This is a genomic window from Parahaliea aestuarii, assembly GCF_008064635.1.
GTDB lineage: Bacteria > Pseudomonadota > Gammaproteobacteria > Pseudomonadales > Halieaceae > Parahaliea > Parahaliea aestuarii.
The window spans coordinates 348,206-373,930 of the sequence record NZ_VRYZ01000001.1 but is presented as its reverse complement, the minus strand read 5'-3'; the positions used below and the strand labels follow the sequence as shown (position 1 = coordinate 373,930).

Here is a 25,725-nt window from a genome sequence, read left to right as displayed (position 1 = left end):
CTTCCTTTACTCGCCCTGGGCCGGCTGCTCCTGTTGTTTCTGGCGCAGGCGGATATTCAGTTCACGCAGCTGCTGGGCAGCCACCTCACCGGGGGCGTCGGTCATTACACAGGCCGCCGTCTGGGTTTTCGGGAAGGCGATCACTTCGCGAATCGAGGTGGCACCGGTCATCAGCATGACCAGGCGGTCGAGACCGAAAGCCAGGCCACCATGGGGCGGCGCACCGTACTTCAGGGCGTTGAGCAGGAAGCCGAATTTCTCCTCGGCCTCGGCCTCATCGATGCCCAGAATCTGGAACACCGTCTCCTGCATATCGCGCTGGTGGATGCGCACACTGCCGCCGCCCAGTTCGGTGCCATTCAGCACCATGTCGTAGGCCCGCGACAGGGCGGTACCGGGGTTGGCCTTGAGTTCTTCAGGGCTGCAGGACGGCGCGGTGAAGGGGTGGTGCAGAGGTGTCCAGCCACCGTTGCCATCGTCCTCGAACATGGGGAAGTCCACCACCCACAGCGGCGCCCAGCCCGCGGCCACCAGGCCCTGATCCTCGGCCACCTTCAGGCGCAGGGCGCCAAGGGACTCGTTGACCACGCCGGTCTTGTCGGCGCCGAAGAAGATGATGTCGCCGTCCTTCGCCTCCAGGCGCGCCATCATCTGCTGTACCACGTCCTCCGGCATGAACTTGAGGATGGGGGACTGCAAACCTTCAACACCGGCCGCCAGATCGTTGACCTTGATCCAGGCCAGACCGCGGGCGCCGTAAATGGACACGTACCTGGTGTAATCGTCGATTTCCTTGCGGCTGATACTGGCGCCGCCCGGTACCTTCAGGGCCGCCACGCGACCGTCGGGGTCATCGGCGGGGCCGCGGAACACCTTGAAATCGACCTGCTGCATCAGGTCGTCGACACTCACCAGTTCCAGCGCGATGCGCAGGTCCGGCTTGTCGGAACCAAAGCGGTCCATGGCCTCTGCGTAGGTCATGTGAGGGAAGTCACCCAGCTCCACATCCAGCACACTCTGGAACAGCTCGCGGATCATGCGCTCGGTGATGCCCATGATCGCGTCTTCATCGAGGAAGGAGGTCTCGATATCGATCTGGGTGAATTCCGGCTGGCGGTCAGCGCGCAGGTCCTCGTCGCGGAAGCACTTGGCGACCTGGTAGTAGCGGTCGAAGCCGGACACCATCAACAGCTGCTTGAACAACTGCGGCGACTGCGGCAGGGCAAAGAAGTGCCCCGGGTGGGTGCGGCTCGGCACCAGGTAGTCGCGGGCGCCCTCGGGCGTGGCGCGGGTCAGGATTGGGGTCTCGATGTCGAGGAAGCCTTCGCTGTCGAGGAACTGGCGCACGGCGGAAGTGATGCGGGCGCGCAGCATCAGCTTGGCCTGCATCTCGGGGCGGCGCAGGTCCATGTAGCGATGCTTCAGCCGCACGTCCTCGCCCACCGCAGTGTGCTCGTCCAGCTGGAAGGGCGGCGTGGCGGCGCTGTTGAGAATCTCCAGCTCCTTACCCAGCACCTCGATAGCGCCGGTGGCCATATTCGGATTGACGGTGGCATCGCTGCGCGCGCGCACCCGGCCGGTGACCTTCAGCACGTATTCGCTGCGAACCCGGTCGGCGCGCTGGAAATGCTCCTCGGTATCCGGGTCGAATACCACCTGGACGATGCCCTCGCGGTCGCGCAGATCGAGAAAGATAACGCCCCCGTGGTCGCGGCGACGGTCTACCCACCCGCAGAGGGTGACGGTATCGTCGATGTTGCCGGTGCCAAGGGCGCCACAATAATGACTGCGCATAACTCAGGTATCCATTGCTTGTCAGGTGAGGCCCGCTGCCGCGAGCCGGGTGTCAGGCGGGAGCGCTGCTCTTGCTCTCGCCGCTGCTTTTCTTGTCGCCGCCGGCCTTGTCGGTGCCACTGGATGCGCCGCTATCACCGCCGCCGGCCAGGTTCTTCTTGCTGCCGGTCTTGAAGTCGGTCTCATACCAGCCGCCGCCCTTGAGGCGAAAGCCAGCCGCGGAAATCTTCTTCTTCAGCTCGGGCTTGCCGCAGGCAGGACAGTCCTGCAGCGGGGCATCGCTGATCTTTTGCAAAGCCTCGTGGGGTTTACCACAGGACTGGCACTGATACTCATAGATAGGCATGTGTTTGCTCGCCGATAAAACGAAAACAACAAGGAAAAAAACGAGGCGCGGATTTTACCCCAAGCGGGGAAACAGGCCAAGAAGTGAACAGCGACAGAAATTCAGGGGGAATCGGGCTTTCACGCCAACTGACGCGGCGCGAGGGAGGGGCGTTTCCCGCGGAGACAGCCCGCGGGAAACGGGAAGAACCGGCGCCTCAGGAGGCGGCGAATTCCTTCATTTTCTTCAGCGGACGCACTTTAACAGCGACGCTGGCCGGCTTGGCCTTGAAGGTGGTCTCTTCGCCAGTGAAGGGGTTGATGCCCTTGCGCGCCTTGCGGGCGGGCTTCTTCACCGTGGTGATTTTCATCAGGCCAGGGAGGGTAAATTCGCCGACCGCGCGCTTCTTGATGCTGCGCTCGATCAGGGATTCCAGCTCACCAAACACATCGCCCACCTGCTTCTTGGACAGACCAGTGCTCTCAGCAATGCTGGTAACAATCTGGCTCTTGGTCATTTTGTCCTTGAGCGCAGTTGCCGCAGGCTTCTTGGCTGGAGCGGCCTTCTTGGCGGGAGCTTTCTTGGCCGGAGCCTTTTTAGCTACTGCCTTCTTGGCCGGAGCTTTCTTTTTAGCTGCTGCTTTTCTGGTAGCCATGTTGTTTGCAACCTTCCTTCGTTATGAGTGAGTAGTGTGCCGACCCGCCCCCCGAACCGCAGAAACAAGTGCCGACGTCAGGCACGCACAAATGTATAAATCATGAAACGCTGCAATACAAGCGCTTTGAAGCCAATCTGCGCAATTAAACCCTATTTTTGCAGGTGTGTGAGCCATTTCACCCGGACGTTCCCGGGCCTCACCGCCACCTGCACCCCTTCAGGGCGCACTCGCTGTACCCAAATCCCGTTCAGACGTAAACTACCCAGCCTCATTTTCGCCTTCCAATGGAACCACCATGCGCACCTCCGAGTACCTTATCACCACCCTCAAGGAGACCCCCTCCGACGCTGAAGTCATCAGCCATCAGCTGATGCTGCGCGCCGGGCTGATCCGCAAGCTCGCGTCCGGTCTTTACACCTGGTTGCCGCTGGGCCTGAAGGTACTGCGCAAGGTGGAAAACGTCGTGCGCGAGGAGATGGTGGCGGCCGGCGCGCTGGAAGTCAGCATGCCGGTGGTGCAACCGGCCGAGCTCTGGCAGGAATCGGGGCGCTGGGAACAGTACGGGCCGGAACTGCTGCGCATCCAGGATCGCCACGAGCGCGATTTCTGCCTGGGCCCGACCCACGAGGAAGTCGTCACCGAACTGGTGCGCAACGAAATCAAGAGCTACAAGCAGCTACCGCTGAACCTGTTCCAGATCCAGACCAAGGTGCGCGATGAAATACGTCCGCGCTTCGGCCTCATGCGCTCGCGCGAATTCCTGATGAAGGACGCCTACTCCTTTCACCGCGACCACGCCTCACTGGAGGCCACCTACCAGGTGATGCACGGCGCCTACAGCGCCATCTTCACCCGTCTCGGGCTGGATTTCCGTCCGGTCATTGCAGACACCGGAAGCATCGGCGGCAGCGCCTCCCACGAATTTCACGTGCTGGCCAATTCCGGCGAGGACGACATCGCCTTCAGCGACAGCAGCGACTACGCCGCGAATGTGGAGATGGCCGAAGCCCTGGCCCCGGCCGGCGAGCGCCCGGCGCCCGCCGCAACCATGAGCGACGTCGCCACACCCGGCGTAAAAACCATCGACGATCTCGCCGCCCTGCTCGACATCGATCCGGCCACCACGGTAAAAACCCTGGTGGTCGCCGGCGATGAGCCCGGCACCCTGGTGGCCCTGGTTCTGCGCGGCGACCACAGCCTGAATGAAATCAAGGCGGAAAAGCTCGCCGGCGTGGCCAGCCCTCTGCAAATGGCCGAGGAAGCAGCCGTGCGCAAGGCCTTGGGCGCCGGCTTTGGCTCGCTGGGTCCGGTGGGTCTGTCGATTCCCGTCATTGTCGATCGCAGCGCCGCCCACCTGGCCGATTTTGTCTGTGGCGCGAACCGCGACGACGTACACCTGCGCGGCGTGAACTGGGAGCGCGACTGCCCGCTGGCGCGCGTCGAAGACCTGCGCGAAGTGGTCGAAGGCGATCCCAGCCCCGACGGCCAGGGCACTCTGCAGATCAAACGCGGTATCGAGGTTGGCCACATCTTCCAGCTCGGCACCAAGTACAGCGAAGCCATGCATGCCACCGTACTGGATGAAAACGGCAAGCAGGTCACCATGACCATGGGTTGCTACGGTATCGGCGTCAGCCGCATCGTTGCCTCCGCCATTGAGCAGAACCACGACGACAAGGGCATTATCTGGCCCACCGCCATGGCACCCTACGAGCTGGTCATCGTGCCGCTCAACATGCAGAAGTCCGAGGCCGTGGCCGAGTGCACCGAAGCCCTGTACCGGCAGTTCCGCGAGGCTGGCGTCGATGTAATGATGGACGATCGCAACGAGCGTCCCGGGGTGAAGTTCGCCGACATGGAACTGATTGGCATCCCCCACCGCATCGTGATTGGCGACCGCGCCCTGGCCGAGGGCCAACTGGAATACAAGGGCCGACGGGATGCCGAGCCCACACTGATTGATCGCGACGCCATCTTCGCCGCCGTGATGGAAAAGCTGGGACGCTGAACGGTGCGGCGGCGCCTGTTTTGCCGCTGCGGCCTGACCCTGCTGCTGGCCGGACCTCTGACACAGGCGGTACACGGGCAGCCGCAGGACCCCCAGGAGCGCGCCGCATTGCGCGCATTCCTGGAGCGCACTATTTCCAGTGCCGACAGCTTCGAGGACCGCTACGACGCCGAGGTCTGGCTGGTGGATATGTCGGCCCGGCTGGCGCGGTTTGTGAAAGAGCCGGGCGAGCGCCTGGAGCTATTGCGCCAGGTTCACGCCGCCGCAGTGCGGGCGGAACTGCCCCCGGAACTGGTGCTGGCGGTGATCGAAGTCGAAAGCCACTTTGATCGCTTTGCCGTCTCCAGCGCCGGCGCCCAAGGCATGATGCAGGTGATGCCTTTCTGGAAGAATGAAATCGGGCGCCCCGGCGACAACCTCACCCTCAACCGCACCAATTTCGAGTATGGCTGCCGCATCCTGCAGTTCTATCTGCAACGGGAGGATGGCCACCTGCACCGCGCCCTCGCCGCCTATAACGGCAGCAGCGGCAGCAAGCGTTACAGCAACAAGGTCAAGGTCGCCTGGAAATCACACTGGCGCACTGAACCCCTGTACTGGGCGCCCTGACAGAATTCGCTTCAGTCAGGCGCGGAATGCGCCGGGGGACTCACCCGTCCATTTCTTGAAGGAGCGGTGAAAGGCGCTGGGGTCGGAAAATCCCACCCGTTCCGCCACTTCACTGACTGTGGCGCCGTCGCGCTGTAGCAGGGCGATGGCGAGATCGCGCCGCGCGTTATCTTTGATCCGCTGATAGGACGTACCCTCCCGCTCCAGCCGCCGACGCAGGGTGCGGGCCGACATATTGAGCATGCCGGTGAGATCTTCAAAGCTCGGCATTTCACAGCGGAAGTCATCCCCCAGCAGTTCGCGAATGCGGCGGGTAATGCTCAGGGAACTCGGCTTGGGCGCGACGACCAGGCAGTAAGGCGCCTCACGCAGGTAGCGGGACAGATCGGTCTCGCTGCGCAGCAGTTCCGCTTCCAGGTGGCGCACTGAAAACACCACCGCGTTGTCGGCAGCGCCAAAGGCCACCGGACAGGGGAAAAAGTGCCTCAGCTCGCGCACGTTGGCCGGCGCCGCAGCGGCGCAGCGGGCGCTGACCACATCGATGTGCTGGCCGATCAGCCAGCCGCAGAAGCGCATCCAGATCGCCAGGCCACAGAGCAATCGCTGCTGGGCGCGATCGGACCCTTCCAGGTAATAGCTCAGGGTGGCTTCCCGCAAATCCTCGTCTATGGTCAGGCTATTGACCGCGGACTGGCCGCGGTTAAGCCGGCAACAGCGATTGAACTCGATCGCGCGACGCAGTGCCGCCCCGAGGTTGTGACTGCCGAGCAGGCTGAAGGCCAGCAACCTGGCCGTGCCAACGGGTGTCGGTGCATCGGGCATGCTACCGCCCGCCTCATCATCCAGCACCCTGAACAGGGCCAGGGCCAGGCGCGAGAAAGCGGCGGAGGAAGTGGTTTGTGTAGCGCTGCAACCGCGCAGCGGGTCAAAGGGAAAGGCGGCGTCGCCAAGCAGTAACTCGCGCTCGCGGCCGGCGCGCTCGCCCTGAGCCAGCAGCGCTTCAATGAAACCCGCCGGAATCAGCTCCCGCTGTTGCGCAGTAATACCACTTTTCATAGAAGAACCCGATACGGCTACCCGAAGGCCAGTATAGCCGCGCCAACGCCCGCCGAAAGGCGCCTTGCACAAGGAGTTAAACCGCAAACGGCTTTAGCCAGCCCCGCGCCGGCCAGCGGGCGCCGGCTGGCGGGCCGCGCGGGTTGCAATTGACATCGTCATACGGCCTCCCCACACTGTGCCAACGGGGCGCCAGACAAAAACAATTCGATGACAACGATAAGCCAGCTGAGCAAGTGGAATCGGGACATCTCCATCGCTATAGGGGCGCTGGGCAGTGAACACTTCTTCCCTGCCCTGATCGCCGCCGTGCGCGGCCAGGTAGCCATCGACTATCCCCAGATATGGCTCTATCACCGCGACCTGCCGCCGCGGGTGCTGTATCACGAGATTCCCGCCCACGCAGTACGCGCCCAGATAGACCAGTATCTCGAGGGCCCCTACCGGGAAGATCCCTTCTACCAGGCCTCGATGAACCAGCCGCGCTCGAAAATCTACCTGCTGTCGCGCCTCACGCATAACAAGTTGCAGGAATCCAGCTACTACAGCGGCTACTACAGCGGCACCGGCACGGTGGACGAAGCGGTTTACCTGGCGCGTCTGCACGCCGGCAATGTCATCAACCTGAGCATGATGCGCCTGCCCCACCACGGCGAATTCAGCGAGCAGGAGTACGAGAGCCTCTACCTGCTGGCGGAACCGGTCTCCGAGTTGCTGAAACGCCACTCCGAGCACAACGATTTTGCCATCACCAACCTGATTCAGCCCGGCATCAACCACCAGATTGATCTCGCCTTTCGCACCTTCGGCGCCTCCATGCTGTCTCCGCGGGAAAAGGACGTACTGGAAATGATGCTGCGCGGCTACGGCACGGACATCTCGGCACAGAAACTGGAAATTGCCGTGGAGACGGTGCGTCGCCACCGCAAAAGCATCTACCGCAAACTCGACGTCAATTCCCAGACCGACCTGTTCTCCCTGTTTATCAATGCCATGAGCTGCCTTGGCGAAGCGGCCGGCGCCGATCCACTCAGCATCTATATGGCACCTCGCTAGACCTTCCCGGGAGCGCCATTGCCAGGTAGCCGGCAGTTGGCGCCGGCGCTGCCCAATCCGGGGCATTGAGGCACCTGCGTCCGGCTGGGATAGTCTCTGCAACCCCGCCTGCCGGAGTCCCCATGTCCCTGGAAGCCGACTGGTTTTTACGGGCTCACCCCGAAATCAATACCATCGAGGCCCTGCTGCCAGACCTCAACGGCGTCATGCGCGGCAAATGGGTGCCGCGGCACAAACTCGGCAAGATTTTCGAGGGCGAACTCAAACTGCCCAAAACCGCTCTCAGCCTCGATATCTGGGGACGCGATGTCGAAGAACTGGTGTTCGCCTTCGGCGATGCCGACGGTATCTGCCGGCCGGTGGAAGGCTCACTCCTGCCCACCCCATGGGCCGCAGGCGGCCAGCACGGACAGATCATGCTGTCCATGTTCGAGGCCGATGGCACCCCCTACCTGGGCGACCCGCGGCACGTGCTGAAGCAGGTGCTGTCGCGCTTTCAGGACGCCGGCTGGACGCCGGTGGTAGCGGCAGAACTGGAATTCAGCCTGGTCAGCATGGATCAGGGCGAAGCCCGCCACAGCTGCCCCTCTCCCACCTGCGGTACCCCGGTGGGGGGAAACATGTACGGCCTGGACGTACTCAACCAGCATCAGGAGATGATGGAAGAGCTGCGCCTGGCCTGCGAAGTGCAGGACCTGCCCTTTGATGGCGTGGTCAAGGAGTCCGCTCCCTCCCAGTACGAAATCAACATGCTGCACGTGGACAACCCGGTGCTGGCGGCCAAGCAGATCATGATGATGAAGCGGCTGATCAAGGGAGTCGCCGCCCGATACGGCCTGGTGGCGAGCTTCATGGCCAAGCCCTTTGAGGACGAAGCCGGCAACGGCCTGCACGTACACTGCAGTCTGCTGGACAGCCAGGGCAACAACGTCTTCGACGATGGCGGCGAACGCGGCACACCGCTGCTGCAACATGCGATTGCCGGCTGCCTGCGCCACATGCCGGCATCGATGGCCATCTTCGCGCCCAGCTACAACGGCTATCGTCGCTTCCAGCCGGGCTCCCACGCGCCCATCTACCCCACCTGGGGCTACGAGAACCGCACCGTCGCCGTCCGGGTCCCGACCGGCGCCCAGAGCGCCCGCCGCCTCGAGCACCGCGTTGCCGGTGCCGACGCCAACCCCTACCTGCTGTTCGCGGTTATTCTCGGCGCCATGCTGGAGGGGATGGAGCAGCAGATGGCCGCCCCCAAGCCGACCACCGGCGATGGCTACAGTGTGCAGGGAGTGCCGGCGCTGCCGGTGTACATGCACGATGCGCTGGAACAGTTCAGCCAGTCCGACTTCATCCGCGCCGCCCTCGGTGGCGAATTGCAGCGCATTTTCAGCCTGACCAAGGCCCAGGAGGTCGAGGAATTCCGGCGCCGCATCTCGCCGCTGGAGTTGCAGAGCTACCTGGAACGGCTGTAGCGCCCGGTCACAGCGTCCGGGGCCGTACCGCCAGCGGTGTGTAGTCCCGTTGCAGGCGCCCCACCAGGGCAAATGCTGCCCACACGCCCAGGACACCGAACAACACCATGCCCAGGGCCTCGCCGGCCAGCACACCGCGAGCGCCGTACCAGCGGGCACCGAAGTAGACCGCAGGTATAACCCCCAGCAGCACCTTGCCGAAGTTGAAGGCGGTGGCCCAGTGGGGATGGTGCAGGTTATTGAAACAGGCATTGGCAACGAACAGGCTGCCATTGAAGAAAAAGGCCCACACCAGCAGGTGGCAGTAGAACAGGATCAGCTCGGCGGCCGCCGGCTCGGCGGAAAAAGCGGATACGATCAGGTCACTGCCCAGCCACAGCAGGCCCCACACGAGCAGCACGTACACGGCATTGAACACCAGCGCATCGCGCAGGGTGCTGCGCACCCGGTGATAGAGGCCGGCGCCGGCATTCTGGCCAATGATGGGCCCCACCGCGCCGGACAGGGCAAACACCGCGGCAAAGGCAACCGGCGCAATACGACCGAGAATCGCCGCGCCGGCCACCGCCCCGTCGCCAAAATGGGACATGGTGCGCAATACGAAACTGTTTCCGACAGGGGTGGCGAGGTTGGTCAGGATGGCGGGGCCGGCGATCGCCAGCAGCGGCCGCAAATCCGCGCGAAATTCCGCGAAGGTGCTGCGCCGGGGCAGGTCGTGCACATGTACCAGCGCCCGCCAGGCCACCGCCAGCAGGGCAAAGCGACTGACCACCGAGGCCAGCGCGGCCCCCTCCAGTCCCCAGCCAAAGCCGAAAATAAAGATCGGATCCAGCACCGCGTTTACCGCGGAGCCGATCAGGGTCGCCCACATGGAGCGGCGGGCGTCGCCAATGGCGCGCACACCCGCGGCGGCGCTCATGCCCAGCACCATCACCGGAATATTGGGCAACAGGATGCCACCATAGCTGACCGCGTACTCCAGCGCCGGGCCGTGGGCGCCCAGGATCACCAGCAGGTCCCGCAACCAGAACCAGGCCACCAGGCTGATCACCGAGGACACCACCACGCTGAACCACAGGCCATTGCTGCAGTAACGCCCGGCGAGATAGCGCTGGTGTGCACCCTCTGCCCGCGCCACCACAGCGCCGAGCGCAATCTGCAAGCCAATACTGACCGACACCAGGAAATAAATCAGGGTACCCGCGTAGCCCACCGCGGCGACCAGCGAATGGTCATCCAGCAGGGTCAGGAAGTACATGTCCACCAGATCCACACCGAACATGGCGATCAGGCCGGTGGCTGAAGCCCCGGTCATGGCCAGTACGTGGCCCATAGTGGAGCCCCGGGTGAATTTGGCCTGGATCATGAATATCCTCAGTGGAGACAGCGACGGCGGGGCCGAAGCCACGCGAAAGGGCGCATGATACTGCAAAATTACGCCTGCCGCGGGCCTGTTGGCGGCGCCAAAAGTCATGGCAATGGCGCATTGGGAGTGCCACACTGGCGGGCAAAGCCGGGAGACATTTCCGGGCCCTTTGGGTACTATTCGCCACTTTCAAGCAGCCGAGGTTTTCCTCCGCAATGAGCACAGTTCGCAGCAAACCGCCCCTGAATCCGGTTAATACGGCCATCTTCGTGGGGCTGCCCCTGGCGGCGCTGATCCTGGTGCCCTTCTGGGGCATCTACCACGGTTACGACAGCTTCCAGTGGCTGTGGGCCCTGGCCTTCCTCTACCTGAACGGCCTGTCCATCACCGGCGGATACCACCGCCTGTGGGCACACAAGTCCTACGATGCCCACCCGGCCCTGAAGTGGTTCTATGCCCTGTGGGGCGCCGGCGCACTGCAGAACAGCATCCTGATCTGGTCCTCGGACCACCGCCGTCACCACCGCCATGTGGATCACGATGACCTCGACCCCTACTCCGCCAGCCGCGGCCTGTGGTTCAGTCACATGGGCTGGATGCTGCGCGAGTACCAAAGCAACGACCCGGACTTCAGCAATGCCCGCGACCTGCAGCGCGACCCCGTTGTCATGTTCCAGCACAATCACTACGTGGCGCTGACCGTGTTGATGAACGTCGGCCTGCCACTGCTGCTGGGCATCTGGCACGGCGACATCATCGGCACCGTGCTGGTGGTGGGCCTGCTGCGCCTGGTGGTCAACCACCACGTCACTTTCTTCATCAACTCCCTGGCCCACTACTGGGGCAGCCGCCCCTACACCGAGACCAACAGCGCCCGGGACAACGGCTTCCTGGCCTTCCTCACCTACGGCGAGGGCTACCACAACTATCACCACATCTTCCAGAACGACTACCGCAACGGTATTCGCTGGTATCAGTGGGATCCGACCAAGTGGATGATCGCCCTGTGCTCCCGCGTGGGCCTGGCCAGCAACCTGAGCCGGGTACCCAACTTCAAGATCCAGCGCGCCATCCTCGACACCCAGTTCGAACGCGCCCGTCGCAAACTGGAGCGGGCCGACAACAGCGAGCCACTGCTGGCCTCCCTGGAGCGCGAGTACCAGCTGTTCACCGAGTCGGTTAACCAGTGGAAGGCCCTGCAGGCCGAGCGCTACGAGCGGACAGTGGCGGAACTGGAAGGCGCCATAGAGGAGCGCAAGGCCGCCCTGCTGAAAAAGTGGGAGCACGCCGCCCTGCGCACCAAGTTCAAGGAGCTTGAGTACTCCCTGAAAATGCAGCGCAAGCGCGTAGCGATGCTGGTACAGCAGGTGCAACTGCAGGCCGCCTGACAACGGTTATGCGGGGCGCACTGCGCCCCGCCCCCTCCAGAGACTGATCCGGCACCCCGCTATTGACGTACCCGAGGCCAGTGCATAATGGCCACAGTCCATAACTAACAGAGGGGACAACATGAGCAATACCGTCTACGACTTCACCTGCGCCGCATCCGGCGGCGAGCAAAAATCCCTGTCCGACTATCAGGGCAAGGTCCTGCTGGTGGTCAATACCGCCTCAAAATGCGGTTTCACCCCCCAGTTCGAGGGCCTGGAGAAGCTCTACCAGCAGTTCCGTGAGCGCAACTTCGTGATCCTCGGCTTTCCCTGCAACCAGTTTGGCAAGCAGGATCCCGGCTCCAACAGCGAAATTATGGAGTTCTGCCAGCTGAATTACGGGGTGAGCTTTCCGATGTTCGGCAAGATCGAGGTCAACGGCGACAACGCCGACCCCCTCTTCAAACACCTGAAGCACGAGGCGCCGGGGGTGTTCGGCACCGAGAAGATCAAGTGGAATTTCACCAAGTTCCTGGTGGATGCCTCGGGCACGGTGATCAAGCGCTACGCGCCAAAGACCAGGCCGGAGGAGATTGCGAAGGACATCGAGGGCTTGTTGGCGTAGGGGCCGCCACGCTTCAAGCCCTCACTTTGGTTTCGCTCTCCGGGGCTTGCCGTTCGATGCAGACCCGGTTGCGACCCTCGCGCTTGGCGCGATAAAGCTGCCGGTCCGCGGCCTGCAACAGGCTGCTGGCCGCCACCTCTCCGCTGCCCGCTGCCACCCCCAGGCTCACCGTGGGCATCGGCATCGAATCGATTTTCCCGGCGGCGATAGCCTGCCGGACTTTCTCGGCCACGATACCGGCACCGCGGGCATCGGTATCCGGGCAGATAACCAGAAACTCCTCGCCTCCCCAACGGCCGACACGGTCGGTCTGGCGCACGTTCTCGCGCAACTGGTGGGCCAGCCGCTGCAGGACCACATCGCCGTGCAAATGCCCATACCGGTCGTTGACGGCTTTGAAGTGATCGACATCCAGCATGATCAGAGCGGTGTTCTGCCCCCCGCGCCGGGCCTGCGCCAGAGTGTCGGCCAACAGCTCGTCCAGTCGCTCCCGGTTGAACAATCCGGTCAGGCGGTCGATCGACGCCCCCAGCCGCAGCTGCTCAAAAGCCTCCAGTCGGGAGCGTTCATAGTGGCGAAAAATCAGCAGGTGTACGGTCATGACTTCAGCGAAGTTCAATAGCGCCGCAATACTGAATGGGCCGCTTTCCCACTTGTCGGTGATTGCCAACAAAAACAGCAAAACCGCTGCGGTAAAGGTCGCTGATAGCCAGGTGCCGGCGCGCAGGCCGAGCAGGAAGAAAGCGATGGGCGGCAACACCGTCACCCAGATCAGCGAATAGGTGGCGCCCCTGGCGACAAAGGTGAAACTGGCCAGAACGGCAATCAGCGCCAACAGCGCCGCCCAGCTGGCCCGCCGGAACTGGGCTGTTCGCGACACATAGACGTAAATGGCCACAGCGCTGAAAAAGCCAGCGTAATCAAACAGCGCCGTTTGCATATCCTTGAACAAGACCACGTTCAGGGTGCCGATGACCGAGCAGTAGATCATCATTATCAGCAGGATGCTGTACAGCAGCGAAACCTGCCGATAGCGCGGGTCGTCTACAGTGATTTGCGGATGATTGCGGCGCCAGATCTTCACGCAATCCAGCCCGGTGATAATGTCGCCGGTGCAGGCGCAGTCCAAACAATTCTGCCCAGCTGCGCCAACACTGTCAGTGCTCCCGCGTCGCCCTGAACTCGATATCCAGCCAGCGCTCTTCCATCAGTGAGAGGTTCACTCGCGTCGGCGCCAGGTAAGTGAGGTGGCCACCGCCGTCGATGGAAAGCAGGTCGGCCGCCTTCTTACGGAACTCCTCCAGCTTGCGCGCATCGCTGCAGTGCACCCAGCGAGCGGTGTAGACATTAACCGGCTCGTACATCGCCTCCACCTTGTACTCGTCCTTCAGGCGGTAGGACACTACCTCGAACTGCAGTTGTCCCACCGCGCCGACAATCAGGTCGGTGTTACTGATGGGGGCAAAAACCTGGGTAGACCCCTCTTCCGACAACTGCTGCAGGCCCTTCTGCAACTGCTTGGACTTCATCGGGTCCTTGAGGCGGATACGGCGGAACAGTTCCGGGGCGAAGTGGGGAATGCCGGTAAACTGCAGTTCCTCACCCTCGGTGAAGGTATCGCCGATCTGGATGGTGCCGTGGTTGTGCAGGCCGATGATATCGCCGGAGACGGCGGACTCCACCAGCACCCTCTCCCCCGCCTTGAAGGTCACCGCATCGGCGATTTTGACATCCTTGGCGAGCCGGGTGTGGCGCATCTTCATGCCCTTGCTGTAGCGGCCGGAACAGACCCGCAGAAAGGCGATGCGATCCCGGTGGCGCGGATCCATGTTGGCCTGGATCTTGAACACGAAGCCGCTGAATTTTTCCTCACTGGCGCCAACTGTGCGCTCGGTTGTCTCGCGGTCCAGGGGCGGCGGCGCCCACTGGACGAAATCGTCGAGCATTTCCCGCACGCCGAAGTTGGACAGGGCGGTGCCGAAGAATACCGGACTGAGTTTGCCGGCCAGGAACTGCTGCAGGTCAAATTCGTGGCTGGCGCCGCGCACCAGATCGATTTCCTCCACGAAGCTGTCGTAATCCTCGCCCAGCAGGTCGCGGGCGGCGCCGGAATCGAGTCCCTCGATACGCTTGTCGTCGGGTAATACGCTGCCCTGCCCCGGGGTGAACACGTGGATGGTGTCGGTGTAGAGGTTGTAGACACCCTTGAACAGGCTGCCCATACCGATGGGCCAGTTGATCGGCGCGCCCTGGATTGCTAGCACCTCTTCGATTTCGTCCAGCAGTTCAATGGGGTCGCGGATGTCGCGGTCCATCTTGTTGACGAAGCTGAAGATAGGGGTGTCGCGCAGGCGACACACATTCATCAGCTTGATGGTGCGATCCTCCACCCCCTTGGCGCCGTCAATCACCATCAGCGCCGAGTCGACGGCGGTGAGGGTGCGATAGGTGTCCTCGGAGAAATCCTCGTGCCCGGGGGTGTCCAGCAGGTTGACTGTACGCCCGAGGTAGGGGAACTGCATCACCGAGGAGGTAACGGAAATACCCCGCTCCTGCTCCATGCTCATCCAGTCGGAGGTGGCGTGGGGGCCCTTTTTGCCCTTTACACTGCCGGCCACCTGGATGGCCTGCCCCAGCAGCAGGAGCTTCTCGGTGATCGTGGTTTTACCGGCGTCGGGGTGCGAGATGATCGCGAAAGTGCGGCGCGCGGCGATGTCTTTGCTGAGTTCTGCCATGGGTCTGACCGGGATGAAAACCCGCGGATTATACGCACTTTCGGGCGCCCGCGCAGAGCCCGCCTGCGACGCATTGCCACAGGACGGCTGCCTGTCGCCCCTTTATAATGGCGCGGTGACTTCCGACGCCACCAGCACCTACCACCCTTCCCTGACCAACCTGCGCAGCCTGTTGGCGATTCGCGCCATCGCCCTGCTGGGCCAGGCCGGGGTACTGGGCTGGGTGCTGCTGGCCAGTCGCACCACCGAGAGCATGTTCGGACTCGCCACGGCGCTGCTGTTGCTGGCCCTGATTACCGCGGCCAGCCTGTGGCGCACCACCCGCCCGTGGCCGGTGCGACAGGACGAATTCCTGGCCCAGTTGCTGGTGGATGTACTGGGCTGGACCGTGCTCATGTACTGCTCCGGCGGCGCCGACAACCCCTTCGTGTCCTATTTCATCGTGCCAGTGGTCGTCGCCGCCGCGGTGCTGCCCTGGCGTTACACCTGGCTGATAGCCGGGGCCTCGGTGCTTGCTTACAGCCTGCTGCTCTACTACCGCCAGCCCTTCCCCCTGTTCTCGCCCCACGCCGGCATGGTGCATGGCGACAGCGGCGGCATTCACCGCCTGGGCATGTGGTTCAACTTCCTGTTCAGCGTCGGCCTGATCACCTACTTCGTGGTACGCATGGCCGCGGTGCTGCGCAGCCAGCAAGCGCGCGAGGCGGCCCTGCGGGAAAACCACCTGCGCGACGACCAGATCCTGGCCGTGGCCAGCCTCGCCGCCGGCACCGCCCACGAACTGGGCACGCCGCTGTCCACCATGACGGTGGTCGTCGACGAAATGCTCAGCGACCCGCAGTTGCCGGAACCGGCCCGCGAGGACTGCCGCCTGCTGCAGCGGCAGTTACTGCAGTGTCGCGCCATCCTGGCCGACCTGAGCCAGACCGCCGAAGCCAGCGCCGCCGGCAAACGCCAGCAGCGCAGGGTGGGTGAATTTGTGGATGCCACGGTGCAGCACTGGGCGGCGCGCCGGCCGCGGGTATCCTGCAGCACCGAGATCGTCACTGACGGCGTACAGCCCTGCATCGCCTACGACCAGACTCTGCCCCAGGCGCTGGAAAACCTGCTCAATAACGCCGCCGATACCGGTTCGCAGCAACTGCGGGTGCGCATCGACTGGAATACGGACGCCGCCAGTATCGAGGTGCGCGACTGGGGACCCGGCGCGCCTGCCGCGGTGCGCGCCTCGCTGCGGGCCCAGCCCGGCGAGGGCGGCGACGAAGGCGGGCTGGGCATCGGCCTGATCCTCAGCCGGGCCACCGCCGAACGCCACGGCGGCACCCTGCAGCTGGCCGATGCCGCGGGCGGCGGCACCCTTGCCACTCTGACCCTCCCCCTGCAGCCGGAAGAACCGCAATGAATTCATTGCAACGCATCCTGCTGGTGGACGACGACGAGGTATTCACCGCGGTCATGGCCCGGGGTTTCGGCCGGCGCGGTTTTGTCACCCGGACCTGCCACAGCGGCAGGGCGGCGGTGGATGCCTGTCCGGCTTTTGCGCCCACCCACATCCTGCTGGATCTCAACATGCCCGAGCTGTCGGGTCTGGCGGCCCTGCCGGAGCTGTTGCAGGCGGCGCCGCAGGCCAGGTTGGTGGTGCTCACCGGCTACTCCAGCATCGCCACCGCGGTGGACGCCATCAAGGCCGGCGCCACCCAGTACCTGTGCAAGCCCGCCACGGTGGACGAAGTGCTGCGCGCCTTCGACGGGGCTGCACCGGAACAGCCGGTAGCCGGGCAGCCGACCTCGCTGGACCGGCTGGAGTGGGAGCACATTCAGCGCGTACTGAACGAGAATGAGGGCAATGTCTCCGCCACTGCCCGCGCCCTGGGAATGCACCGCCGCACCCTGCAGCGCAAACTGCAGAAACGGCCGGTCAGGCGCTAGCCGATCGCCGCTAATAGCGAGCGATCAGGGCCTCAGGAACCAGCTCACTACGCGCGCGCCGGCATCGGCGGCCGCATCTTTCAGCGTCGCCCACCAGCCACTTTCCTGACGCAGCTCGAGATCCTCATGGGCGCGCTCGATGACGTAGGCGTGGATGTTGCGCACATCGCCGCTGTCGAGCACGTCGTCAAATCGCGGCATGCCGGCCTGCTCCATCAGCCCTTCAAGGACAATGGCTTCAAAGTTTTCATGCCACACCGGCTCCAGGTAGCGCATATCCGGCACCGAGCCGTCGCCGACGGCATTGGCGCCGTGGCAGCGCGCACAGAAGCGGTCGAACAGGGCGCGACCGGCAAGAATCTCCTCATCACTGGCATCAGTCCTGGGGGGCGGTAAAGGCCGCTCGGGTCGCTCAAACGGTGGCAGGGATGCCGCACCGCCCAGCTTGAAGGCCATGATGCGGTTGTTTGGATTGCCGGTGGGGTAGGCGCGACCGGTATTGCTGGTGAGTACGCCCCCGCGCCCCACGGCCACGGCGATGTACTGCTCGCCATCGACTTCGTAGCTGATCGGGCCCGGCAGCACACTGTTCTGGGTATCGAACTGCCACAGCACTTCACCGCTCTCGGCCTGCACCGCCAGCATGCGGCCATCGGAGGTCCCCTGGAACACCAGGTTGCCCGCCGTCGCCAGCACCCCGCCGTTATGGATATGCGGGTGTGGCAGCTTCCAGGCGATTTTCGCCTGTTCCACATCCCAGGCCAGCAGGTGGGACTTGGGCAGGTGGGCCATCATGGCCTGGCTGAAGCGCTGCCCGGTGTCGCCACTGTCGGTGTGGTAGCCGGTGTTGAAATGCCGCTTCAGGTGTTTGTAGTCGGGCGGGCTGATCTCATCGAAGGGCATACCCATGTCGAGTTCTGGAATGTAGAGATAGCCTGTCGCGGGGCTGTAGGCCATGGGCTGCCAGTTGTGCCCGCCCATGGCGGAGGGAAACACCACCGCCATTTCACCGTCGTAGTCCTGCCCTTCCACTTCCACCGGGCGGCCGGTATCCATGTCGTAGTGGCTGGCCCAGGTGACAGTGGTATAGGGCTCCGCCGACAGCAACTTGCCCGTGTTGCGGTCGATCAGGTAGACGAAGCCCGCCTTGGGCGCATGCACAATCACCTTGCGCTGCTGCCCCTGCCATTCGATATCCGCCAGTGTCATCTGCTGGGTGGCGGTGTAATCCCAGGTTTCGGCGGGCACTTCCTGGTAGTGCCAGAGGTACTCACCAGTGTCGGGGTCCAGCGCCACCACGGAACTGAGAAAGAGGTTATCGCCGCCACCAGGGCTGCGGATTCGGCGGTTGTGGGGCGCCCCGTTGCCAACGCCGATGTAGAGCTGGTCCAGTTCCTGGTCGTAGACGATGGAATCCCACACGGTGCCACCGCCACCGTACCGCCACCACTCGCCGTTCCAGGTGGCCGCGGCGCGCTCCATGGCGTCGTTCTCAAAGCCCTCTTCCGGGTTGCCCGGTATGGTGTAGAAGCGCCAGCGCAATTCGCCGGTTTCAGCGCTGTAGGCGCTGACATAGCCGCGGGTGCCGAACTCACTGCCGCCATTGCCAATGAACACCAGCCCCTTGGCCACCCGAGGCGCACCGGTGATGGAGTAGGCCTGCTCCGGGTCAGTGGTCTGGGTGGACCAGACTTCTTCACCGCTGACGCGATCGATGGCAATCAGGCGACCGTCCAGGGTGCCGAGAAACAGCCGCTCGCCCCAGGCGGCCAGGCCGCGGTTTATCGCCCCGCAGCAGGCGGTAATGCTCTTGCTGCGCGGCACCTCGGGATCAAAGCGCCACAACAGCTCACCGTTGCCGGCGTTGACGGCAAAGGTCTTGTTCCAGGCGCCGGTAAAGTACATCACGCCGTCGATAACGAGGGGCGTTGTCTCCAGCCCCAGGTGATTGTCGCTCTCGAAGTACCAGGCCAGACCCAGGTTTTCCACGGTGTACTGGTTTACCTGTTGCAGCGGCGAGAAACGCTGCTCCGCGTAATCGCGGCCGTAGCTCATCCAGTTTTGCGGCTCGCGGTCGGCCGCCAGCAGGCGCTCACCGCTGACCGGTAGCGACACAGGTGCGGCCACTGCGGCGCCACCCGCCAACACTAGAAACAACAGCAATACGGGCGCACCCGCACGAAAGATCAAAACCATCCTGTCCTCTTATTGGTATCTGGCTGGGAAGTCGTCACGAACGAAGGGGAAATTGTACATTGGCGGCGCTATGTTTTAAGCGCCAACAATTAAACCGGCCGGGAATTAAAGCGACTCAATCCACCGGCTCAGCAGGGTCACACCCGCCTCATCCACCAGATGGCTGCCAAGCGGCGGCATGGCGAAGCGATCGCGGCGCGCCACGCGGTCGATCAACAGGCTTGCGGAGGGGGCACCTGGCGCCACCAGTACCGCATTTTCCATGCCAGGAGTACTGGCAAGGGGCGGCTGGTCAATCAATCCGGTATCCCCGAGCGGGGTGCTAAAGCGCAGGTCGATCTGCACCGGCGCAGTGCCACCCTCCCGGTGACAGGCCGCACAGTTCACGGCGAGATAGGCGCGCGCCAGCTTGTTCAGCTCCGCCCCGCTGTCGTCGCGGGCCGGGTAGGCGGAATAGCTGGCGGCGGCGCCAATATCGACGTCGAACAGGCCGATATGGTTCAGGCTGCGCAGCTGGTTATCGGTGACACCACTGTAGTTGAAGTCGCGGTTCAACTGCGCCGTGTGGATACCGAGCACACGTCCGGAAGCCGCGGTGTGACAGCGGAAACAATCAGTGCGGGAGGGAAAAGTGTAAACCTGCTCGCCGACCCCACCACTGGCATCCTCGATCTGCAGGCGCCGGGTTTGCCGGCCAGAGAGCAGGGTGGCGTCGCTGCCCTGGGTGTTCCAGCGGTAGGTAAACGCTTCCCAGCCCGCCTCCAGGCGCACCATGACCCGGGTCTCCAGGCGCACGGCGGAGGCCGGATCGCCCTCCCGTGTCAGTATTTCAAAGTGCTTGACCGTAACGCTGCCCACGGGGAAACCCCAGGCCCCGGTTGCGTCAAAGGCAATGTGCGCGCCGTCCGGTAGCGCCAGCCAGCGCCGCTTGCGGGTATTGTCGGACCAGAAGGCATGATTGACCGTGTATTCGATCAACCCCGAAGCCGGTGCCAGGCTGGCCAGGTCAGTGAACAGCCCGGTTTCCGAAAGGCGATCCGGCGGGTTGCCGCCGGCGCTCTGGGTAAAACCGTGCAGCTGGCCCTGGCGGTCCACCACCAGCAGCTCGCCGTCACTGTCTTCGCCCAGCGAGGTGGGCGCATTGGCCCGGGCGATCAGTTCGTTGTCCACCGCCCGCTGGCCGTCGAAGCGCAGGGCCCACACATTGCCGGAACCGAAATCCGAGTAGATGTAGCGGCCGGCCAGCGCCGGGATTGCATTGCCACGGTAGACATAGCCCCCGATCACCGCCACGCCCTGCTCGCGACCGTACTCGAATACCGGCCCGGTGAAGGCGGCATCCGGGAGGGTATTCAGCGAAGCGTCGAAGTGCATACTGCCCTCGAACACGCGCCAGCCGAAGTTTTCACCGCCGCTGGCGATATCGATTTCCTCCAGTGCGTTCTGCCCGACATCGCCAATCCACATCAGGCCGGTGACGCGATCGAAGGAAAAACGGAACGGGTTGCGCAGGCCATAGGCCCAAATCTCGTCGCGGATCGCTGGGTTGTCGACAAAGGGATTGTCCAGCGGGATGGCATAGGGCGCCGCCGGATCTGCCGGGTGGACATCGAGTCGCAGGATACTGCCCAGCAGATTGCCGGTGTCCTGGGCGTTGTTCAGCGGATCTCCGCCGCTGCCGCCGTCCCCCAAGGCGATGTACAGGTAATCGTCGGGGCCGAAGGCGAGCATGCCGCCGTTGTGATTGGCGAAGGGCTGGAGGACTTCCAGGATGACTTTCTCGCTGCCGGGATCGACCGCGTCGGTGGCGGCATCCCAGTGAAAACGCGAGATCACGGAACGGCGGGGATTGTCCGCGCTGTAGTGCAGGTAAATGTAGCGATTGGCCAGGAAATCCGGATCGAAGGCCAGGCCCAGCAGACCCTGCTCACCGGCAAACAGCACGCGTTCACTGAGATCGAGCACGGTCCTGGCCTGCCCGGCAGCGTTGTCACTGGCAAACACTTCCAGGGTACCCGACTGGCGCACCGCCACCAGGCGCGGTTCAGCCGGAAGCGCGGCGACAAACAGGGCCGAGGGAAAAGCCAGGGCCGGAAAACGCCGCTCCAGGCCAACACTGCCGCCGGCTATCGGTTCAGTGGGCAGGCGCAGGGTCGCCAGCGGCGCTCGCTCGGTCAGCCCGAAGGGCGGGTCACCGGGGGCGGGCTCGCCGCCGGGCGGGGGTGGTGCTGGCGGCTCGGGGGCGCTGGAAGAACTGCCGCCGGAGCCGCCGCCACAGGCGGCCAGCGCGGCACTCAGCAACAGGCAGGCTGTGCGCCGGCGAAGCGCCTGCCAGAACCCTGAACTACGTCCCGTCACTGTGGGTTTTACTGTCTTCAGGCAGAGCGCGCGGCCCGGTAATGGTTTAATGGAACACACAGCAGGTCTCCGGTGGCGACTCTCACAGTCTAGCCCGCTGACTGGCGCAGTCCACTGGCCCTCAATCCCCGGGGCTCTCTCAGCGTTATCCCAGCACTCTCCCGGCACCCTCCCGGACGACATGCAGGCGTTTACATCACCTGCAGACCCCTGCCCGGGTGCCTGCGCTGGCCTGTTCCAACTCGGCGGCCAGTGCGGCCAGCAGGCTGTCGCCAACCCGATCCATATCCAGCGTTTGCTGCGGCAGGCAGCGCGCCATGGAGGTCACCTGCAGCCCCTCGTAACCGCAGGGGTTGATGCGACTGAAGGGTTCCAGATCCATATCGACGTTCAGGGACAGCCCGTGATAGCTGCAGCCGCGACGCAGGCGCAGGCCGAGTGAGGCGATCTTGTCGGCGCCCACGTAAACCCCGGGAGCCTCGGCTCTGGGCGCGGCTTCTATGCCGTAGGACGCCAGCAACTTGACGATGGCCTGTTCGATGACGTCCACCAGCGCCCTCACCCCCAGGCCGCGGCGCTTGACATCCACCATCAGGTAGATGACCCACTGGCCGGGGCCGTGATAGGTGACCTGGCCGCCGCGGTCCACCTGCACCACAGGAATATCCCCGGGCGCCAGCACATGCTCGGCCTTGCCGGCACGGCCCTGGGTGAACACCCGCGGATGCTGCAATAGCCACAGTTCGTCGGCGCTGTCGTCGTCGCGTTCATCGGTGAGGGTTTTCATCGCCTCGAACGTGGGCAGGTAGTCAACCTGGCCGAGGCGCTTGCAGAGCAGCTCCGGCACCGCTCAAATCACCATCTGCACCAGGCCACTGGCCATCAGCTCCTCGTGCAAGGCTTTGAGCTGTTCCGGCCCGGTGGCGGTGATGGTGATGGTGAGAGACATGAATGTGCCCTTGCTGGACCCCTTCACCACTATGGTCTCACTGTCGAAGCCGGGGGCGTGGCGCTCAAAGACCGCCAGCACCGTCGGCCGGAACTCGGGCTTGTCGCGCCCCAGCACCTTGATCGGGTAGTCGCAGGGAAACTCGATTTTCGGCGGATCCTGCAGCTCACTCATCGCCCTGCACCTGCGCTCCCGGTTCGGCACTGAACAGGGAGGAGAACCACATCAGCACCATGTCCCAGAGGCGGGAGAAAAAGCCCCCCTCTTCCACCGCCTGCAAAGCCACCACCGGCGCTTCGAACACGGTCTCTCCCTCCAGGGTCAGGCGCACAGTACCGACCTGGTCACCGCGGGCCACCGGCGCCACCAGGGGCTCGTCGAGCACCAGCTCGGTGGCGAGCTGGTCCTGCTTGCCGCGCGGCAGGGTGGCCAATGCCTCGTCCAGCAGGCCAACTGAGAGATTGTCCTCCACCCCTTTCCAGATGCGCGGTTTTTCCAGTTCTTCGCCGGCGCTGAACAGTTTGACGGTTTCAAAGAAGCGGAAGCCGTAGTTCAACAGACCGCGGGTTTCGTTCTTGCGCGCGTTGGGGCTGGCGGTGCCCATCACCACCGACACCAGGCGCATGCCGCGACGCTCGGCGGAGGCCACCAGGCAATAGCCCGCCTCCTCGGTGTGACCGGTCTTCAGGCCGTCCACGCTGGGATCTTCCGCCATCAGGGTATTGCGGTTGTACTGCTTGATACCGTTGTAGGTGAAATCGCGCTCCTTGTAGAGGGCGTAGTGTTCCGGGTAATTGCGAATCATCGCCACTGCCAGGCGCGCCAGGTCGTGGGCGGTCACCACGTGATTCGCATCCGGCAGCCCGTGGGAATTCACAAAGTGCGAGCCGGTCATGCCCAGGGCTTCGGCGTGGCTGTTCATCATGTCGGCAAAGGCCGTTTCGCTGCCGGCCACGTGCTCGGCGACCGCCACGGTGGCGTCGTTGCCGGAAGAGACAATAATGCCGCGCTCCAGATCCTCCACCGACACGTCCTTGCCGGGCTCGATCCACATCAGGGAGGAGCCTTCAAACAGCGGGTTCTGTGACCAGGCGTTCTCGCTGACCGCTACCATGTCATCTTTCTTGACCCGGCCGGCCTCGATCTCGCCGGCCAGCACATAGGCGGTCATCATCTTGGTCAGGCTGGCGGGGGGCAGAGGCACCTCGGCATTGTGCTCCACCAGCACGGCGCCGCTGTTGGCGTCCATCAGGATATAGGCTTCTGCCGCGACCTGCGGCGGCGAGGGCACAATGGTGGAAGCCTGTGCCAGGGCGGTGGTCAATACCAGAAAAATCAGTGTTGCAATGTGCTTCATAAAGCAGAAAACCCTGTGTGTAGCAGAGGTGAAAAATAAATTGGTCGGGAATCAGGGCAGTAGTTGCCCGCTGCCGTAGCCCCCGGCCTCCAGTTGTTCCTGCAGCACCAGTAGCGCCTCATTGCTGTTCAGCGGGCCAATGCGCACCCGGTACAGCAACTTGCCAGCAGTCTCCACCGGGGCCACAAACACCGGGGCGTCAATTTCCGATGCCAGCCGGCTGGTGAGCTGTCTGGCTGAATCCTCGGTGCTGTAGGCGCCCAGTTGCAGGTAGCGGTAGTCGCCCAGTGGCGTGCCGCGGCGATCATCCACCCCGGCGACCGTCAGCACTTCCACTTCCACCGGCGCGGTGCCATGTTCCATGTAACCGAGCTTGACCGCCGCCCCGTAGGACAAGTCGATCAGGCGATCCGAGTGGAAGGGGCCGCGGTCATTGACCCGCACAATCACGCTGCGTCCGTTGTCCAGGTTGGTCACCCGGGCGTAGCAGGGGATGGGCAGGGTCTTGTGCGCGGCTGAAGCTGCATAGAGATCATAGACCTCGCCATTAGAGGTTTTACGCCCGTCGAATTTGGTCCCGTACCAGGAGGCGATACCCCGCTCGCGGTAACGGTGGTGCTCATCGAGCACCTCGTAAGTCTCTCCATTGACCGTATAGGGACTTTTGTTGCCCAGCGACAGGATGGGATCCGGCCGCGGCACCGCGTCGGCTACCTGATCCGGGGTGATGTGGCGCAGGGGTGCCCCGTCAGACACCTCCGGCTCGCTGGGCACTGGCGGCGGTGGCGGTGGCGGCTCCGGTTGTTGCGGGCCGATGGAGCAGGCGGTGACCAGCACTGCGAACAGAAGCAGTGCACCGCTGAGGCGCAAGGACCTCACGGCGCCACCCCGGCCGCGATACGCTGGCTGAGTTGGTAAACACTCATGGCATACATGCTGCTGTGGTTATAGCGGGTGATGACGTAGAAGTTTTTCAGCCCCAGCCAGTATTCATAGCCCTGCTCGGTCTCAAAGCGAATGGCAGTCGCTGGCTGCGCCGGATCGAGGCCCTCGGTCACCGGCTGCAGGCCGGCGGCGCTGTAATCGACAAGGCTGCGCTCGGGCTTGAGACTGGCGTTAAACCAGTCCTCGGGCACTTCACCCTGCAGGCTGGCGGCGCTCACCACCGGCTCGCCGGCGTTCCAGCCGTGACGCTTGAAATAGTTGGCAACACTGCCGATGGCATCCTCCGGATTGTTCCAGATATCAGTTCTGCCATCGCCGTCGAAATCCACCGCGTAGCTGCGGTAACTGCTGGGCATGAACTGGCCGTAGCCCATTGCCCCGGCGTAGGAGCCCTTCAGGGCCATCGGATCCATGCCCTGGTCGCGGGTCAGCAGCAGGTAGTTTTTCAGTTCCTTACTGAAAAAGGCGGAGCGGCGGGGATAGTCAAAGGCCAGGGTGGACAGGGCGTCCATCACCCGATAGTTGCCGGTGATACGGCCGTAGGACGTTTCGACGCCGATGATGGCGACGATGATCTCTGCCGGCACGCCGGTTTCCGCCTCCGCGCGTTCCAGGGTTTCGCGGTGGGCGGCGTAGAACTCGAGGCCTTCGCGCTCGCGCTTTTCGGTCAGGAAGATTTTGCGGTATTCGTACCAGGGCTTGGTTTTTTCCGCCGGGCGGGAGATGGCGTCAATGATGCTCTGCTGCCGCTCGGCCTTGCCGAACAGGGTTTCCAGGGTATCGCGCTCGAAACCCTCCTCAGCGACCAGCTCCTCGATCATTGCCTGCGCCTGCGGGTTGTCACCGTAGTGCTGCGCCAGGCTCTGGAGGGGGATCAGCGCAGTGGTAGCCAGGGCGAGGATGAAGGGTCTTACCATACA

General features: G+C 63.6%; 22 protein-coding genes. 8 read left to right on the top strand and 14 right to left on the bottom strand.

The features are described 5' to 3' along the window. Positions 1-6: 6 nt before the first annotated feature. The 3 genes from aspS to FVW59_RS01685 all read right to left on the bottom strand — a co-directional run bounded on the left by aspS (position 7) and on the right by FVW59_RS01685 (position 2,774). Positions 7-1,794 carry an aspartate--tRNA ligase gene (aspS, locus tag FVW59_RS01695; protein ID WP_148062495.1) on the bottom strand — a complete coding sequence of 596 codons (1,788 nt, stop codon included), beginning with the start codon at positions 1,792-1,794 and terminating at the stop codon, positions 7-9. Between the two features lie 52 nt (positions 1,795-1,846). Continuing rightward, positions 1,847-2,140 (bottom strand): FmdB family zinc ribbon protein, encoded by a 294-nt coding sequence (locus FVW59_RS01690; RefSeq protein ID WP_148062494.1) that lies wholly within the window; start codon positions 2,138-2,140, stop codon positions 1,847-1,849. 196 nt (positions 2,141-2,336) lie between these two features. Continuing rightward, a complete protein-coding gene (locus tag FVW59_RS01685; protein ID WP_148062493.1) occupies positions 2,337-2,774 on the bottom strand; it encodes an HU family DNA-binding protein in 438 nt (145 codons plus the stop codon). A gap of 298 nt (positions 2,775-3,072) precedes the next feature. Between FVW59_RS01685 and FVW59_RS01680 the strand changes: the two genes are divergently transcribed. Continuing rightward, complete coding sequence (locus tag FVW59_RS01680; RefSeq protein ID WP_148062492.1) at positions 3,073-4,785, top strand: proline--tRNA ligase; 1,713 nt, start codon at positions 3,073-3,075, stop codon at positions 4,783-4,785. A gap of 3 nt (positions 4,786-4,788) precedes the next feature. Further along, complete coding sequence (locus FVW59_RS01675) at positions 4,789-5,394, top strand: lytic transglycosylase domain-containing protein (protein ID WP_425468387.1); 606 nt, start codon at positions 4,789-4,791, stop codon at positions 5,392-5,394. 15 nt (positions 5,395-5,409) lie between these two features. Here FVW59_RS01675 and FVW59_RS01670 read toward each other — a convergent pair whose 3' ends face one another. Continuing rightward, entirely contained in the window at positions 5,410-6,450 is a 1,041-nt protein-coding gene (locus FVW59_RS01670) for an AraC family transcriptional regulator (protein ID WP_148062491.1), read from the bottom strand. 210 nt (positions 6,451-6,660) lie between these two features. Between FVW59_RS01670 and FVW59_RS01665 the strand changes: the two genes are divergently transcribed. Next, positions 6,661-7,506 (top strand): response regulator transcription factor, encoded by an 846-nt coding sequence (locus FVW59_RS01665; RefSeq protein WP_148062490.1) that lies wholly within the window; start codon positions 6,661-6,663, stop codon positions 7,504-7,506. Between the two features lie 122 nt (positions 7,507-7,628). Beyond that, positions 7,629-8,975, top strand: coding sequence for a glutamine synthetase family protein (locus FVW59_RS01660; protein ID WP_148062489.1), 1,347 nt, complete (start codon positions 7,629-7,631; stop codon positions 8,973-8,975). 7 nt (positions 8,976-8,982) lie between these two features. Here FVW59_RS01660 and FVW59_RS01655 read toward each other — a convergent pair whose 3' ends face one another. Continuing rightward, a complete protein-coding gene (locus tag FVW59_RS01655) occupies positions 8,983-10,341 on the bottom strand; it encodes an MATE family efflux transporter (protein WP_222711394.1) in 1,359 nt (452 codons plus the stop codon). Between the two features lie 215 nt (positions 10,342-10,556). Here FVW59_RS01655 and FVW59_RS01650 point away from each other — a divergent pair, with 215 nt between their 5' ends. After that, on the top strand, positions 10,557-11,729 hold the full coding sequence (locus tag FVW59_RS01650) for a fatty acid desaturase (protein WP_148062488.1): 1,173 nt from the start codon (positions 10,557-10,559) through the stop codon (positions 11,727-11,729). Between the two features lie 121 nt (positions 11,730-11,850). Beyond that, positions 11,851-12,336: a glutathione peroxidase gene (locus tag FVW59_RS01645; protein WP_148062487.1), complete on the top strand. Its 486-nt coding sequence runs from the start codon at positions 11,851-11,853 to the stop codon at positions 12,334-12,336. A 13-nt stretch (positions 12,337-12,349) separates the two neighbouring features. On the opposite strand, the gene FVW59_RS01640 is transcribed toward FVW59_RS01645, so the two are convergent. After that, complete coding sequence (locus tag FVW59_RS01640; protein WP_148062486.1) at positions 12,350-13,465, bottom strand: GGDEF domain-containing protein; 1,116 nt, start codon at positions 13,463-13,465, stop codon at positions 12,350-12,352. 28 nt (positions 13,466-13,493) lie between these two features. Further along, complete coding sequence (locus FVW59_RS01635) at positions 13,494-15,071, bottom strand: peptide chain release factor 3 (protein ID WP_148062485.1); 1,578 nt, start codon at positions 15,069-15,071, stop codon at positions 13,494-13,496. On the opposite strand from FVW59_RS01635, the gene FVW59_RS01630 reads away from it, so the two are divergent. Beyond that, the gene (locus FVW59_RS01630; protein ID WP_187275708.1) at positions 15,049-16,473 is read left to right on the top strand and encodes an ATP-binding protein; all 1,425 of its coding nucleotides are present in this window, start codon (positions 15,049-15,051) and stop codon (positions 16,471-16,473) included. The genes FVW59_RS01635 and FVW59_RS01630 overlap by 23 nt on opposite strands. Further along, positions 16,470-17,000 (top strand): response regulator transcription factor, encoded by a 531-nt coding sequence (locus FVW59_RS01625; protein ID WP_148062483.1) that lies wholly within the window; start codon positions 16,470-16,472, stop codon positions 16,998-17,000. Before FVW59_RS01630 ends, FVW59_RS01625 begins: the two co-directional genes overlap by 4 nt. Positions 17,001-17,024: 24 nt before the next feature. Here FVW59_RS01625 and FVW59_RS01620 read toward each other — a convergent pair whose 3' ends face one another. The 7 genes from FVW59_RS01620 to mltB all read right to left on the bottom strand — a co-directional run bounded on the left by FVW59_RS01620 (position 17,025) and on the right by mltB (position 25,722). After that, positions 17,025-19,127, bottom strand: a complete 2,103-nt coding sequence (locus FVW59_RS01620) for a PQQ-dependent dehydrogenase, methanol/ethanol family (protein ID WP_222711393.1) — start codon at positions 19,125-19,127, stop codon at positions 17,025-17,027. A 174-nt stretch (positions 19,128-19,301) separates the two neighbouring features. Continuing rightward, positions 19,302-21,554: a PQQ-dependent sugar dehydrogenase gene (locus FVW59_RS01615; RefSeq protein ID WP_187275707.1), complete on the bottom strand. Its 2,253-nt coding sequence runs from the start codon at positions 21,552-21,554 to the stop codon at positions 19,302-19,304. A 196-nt stretch (positions 21,555-21,750) separates the two neighbouring features. Continuing rightward, entirely contained in the window at positions 21,751-22,401 is a 651-nt protein-coding gene (gene lipB, locus FVW59_RS01610) for a lipoyl(octanoyl) transferase LipB (protein ID WP_148062480.1), read from the bottom strand. 3 nt (positions 22,402-22,404) lie between these two features. Next, complete coding sequence (locus tag FVW59_RS01605) at positions 22,405-22,677, bottom strand: YbeD family protein (RefSeq protein ID WP_148062479.1); 273 nt, start codon at positions 22,675-22,677, stop codon at positions 22,405-22,407. Continuing rightward, the gene (locus FVW59_RS01600; protein ID WP_148062478.1) at positions 22,670-23,860 is read right to left on the bottom strand and encodes a D-alanyl-D-alanine carboxypeptidase family protein; all 1,191 of its coding nucleotides are present in this window, start codon (positions 23,858-23,860) and stop codon (positions 22,670-22,672) included. Before FVW59_RS01600 ends, FVW59_RS01605 begins: the two co-directional genes overlap by 8 nt. A gap of 51 nt (positions 23,861-23,911) precedes the next feature. After that, entirely contained in the window at positions 23,912-24,739 is an 828-nt protein-coding gene (locus tag FVW59_RS01595; RefSeq protein ID WP_148062477.1) for a septal ring lytic transglycosylase RlpA family protein, read from the bottom strand. After that, positions 24,736-25,722, bottom strand: a complete 987-nt coding sequence (gene mltB, locus FVW59_RS01590; RefSeq protein ID WP_148062476.1) for a lytic murein transglycosylase B — start codon at positions 25,720-25,722, stop codon at positions 24,736-24,738. The genes FVW59_RS01595 and mltB overlap by 4 nt, the downstream gene beginning before the upstream one ends. Between the last annotated feature and the right edge of the window lie 3 nt (positions 25,723-25,725).

Excerpts from the sequence above, each read along its gene's own strand:
- FVW59_RS01665 (WP_148062490.1), top strand. The coding sequence starts at position 6,661 with ATGACAACGATAAGCCAGCTGAGCAAGTGGAATCGGGACATCTCCATC.
- FVW59_RS01660 (WP_148062489.1), top strand. The coding sequence starts at position 7,629 with ATGTCCCTGGAAGCCGACTGGTTTTTACGGGCTCACCCCGAAATCAAT.
- FVW59_RS01635 (WP_148062485.1), bottom strand. The coding sequence starts at position 15,071 with ATGGCAGAACTCAGCAAAGACATCGCCGCGCGCCGCACTTTCGCGATC.
- aspS (WP_148062495.1), bottom strand. The coding sequence starts at position 1,794 with ATGCGCAGTCATTATTGTGGCGCCCTTGGCACCGGCAACATCGACGAT.
- FVW59_RS01625 (WP_148062483.1), top strand. The coding sequence starts at position 16,470 with ATGAATTCATTGCAACGCATCCTGCTGGTGGACGACGACGAGGTATTC.
- FVW59_RS01670 (WP_148062491.1), bottom strand. The coding sequence starts at position 6,450 with ATGAAAAGTGGTATTACTGCGCAACAGCGGGAGCTGATTCCGGCGGGT.
- FVW59_RS01605 (WP_148062479.1), bottom strand. The coding sequence starts at position 22,677 with ATGAGTGAGCTGCAGGATCCGCCGAAAATCGAGTTTCCCTGCGACTAC.
- FVW59_RS01685 (WP_148062493.1), bottom strand. The coding sequence starts at position 2,774 with ATGGCTACCAGAAAAGCAGCAGCTAAAAAGAAAGCTCCGGCCAAGAAG.
- FVW59_RS01650 (WP_148062488.1), top strand. The coding sequence starts at position 10,557 with ATGAGCACAGTTCGCAGCAAACCGCCCCTGAATCCGGTTAATACGGCC.
- FVW59_RS01690 (WP_148062494.1), bottom strand. The coding sequence starts at position 2,140 with ATGCCTATCTATGAGTATCAGTGCCAGTCCTGTGGTAAACCCCACGAG.
- FVW59_RS01600 (WP_148062478.1), bottom strand. The coding sequence starts at position 23,860 with ATGAAGCACATTGCAACACTGATTTTTCTGGTATTGACCACCGCCCTG.
- FVW59_RS01655 (WP_222711394.1), bottom strand. The coding sequence starts at position 10,341 with ATGATCCAGGCCAAATTCACCCGGGGCTCCACTATGGGCCACGTACTG.
- mltB (WP_148062476.1), bottom strand. The coding sequence starts at position 25,722 with ATGGTAAGACCCTTCATCCTCGCCCTGGCTACCACTGCGCTGATCCCC.
- FVW59_RS01630 (WP_187275708.1), top strand. The coding sequence starts at position 15,049 with ATGTCTTTGCTGAGTTCTGCCATGGGTCTGACCGGGATGAAAACCCGC.
- FVW59_RS01680 (WP_148062492.1), top strand. The coding sequence starts at position 3,073 with ATGCGCACCTCCGAGTACCTTATCACCACCCTCAAGGAGACCCCCTCC.
- FVW59_RS01645 (WP_148062487.1), top strand. The coding sequence starts at position 11,851 with ATGAGCAATACCGTCTACGACTTCACCTGCGCCGCATCCGGCGGCGAG.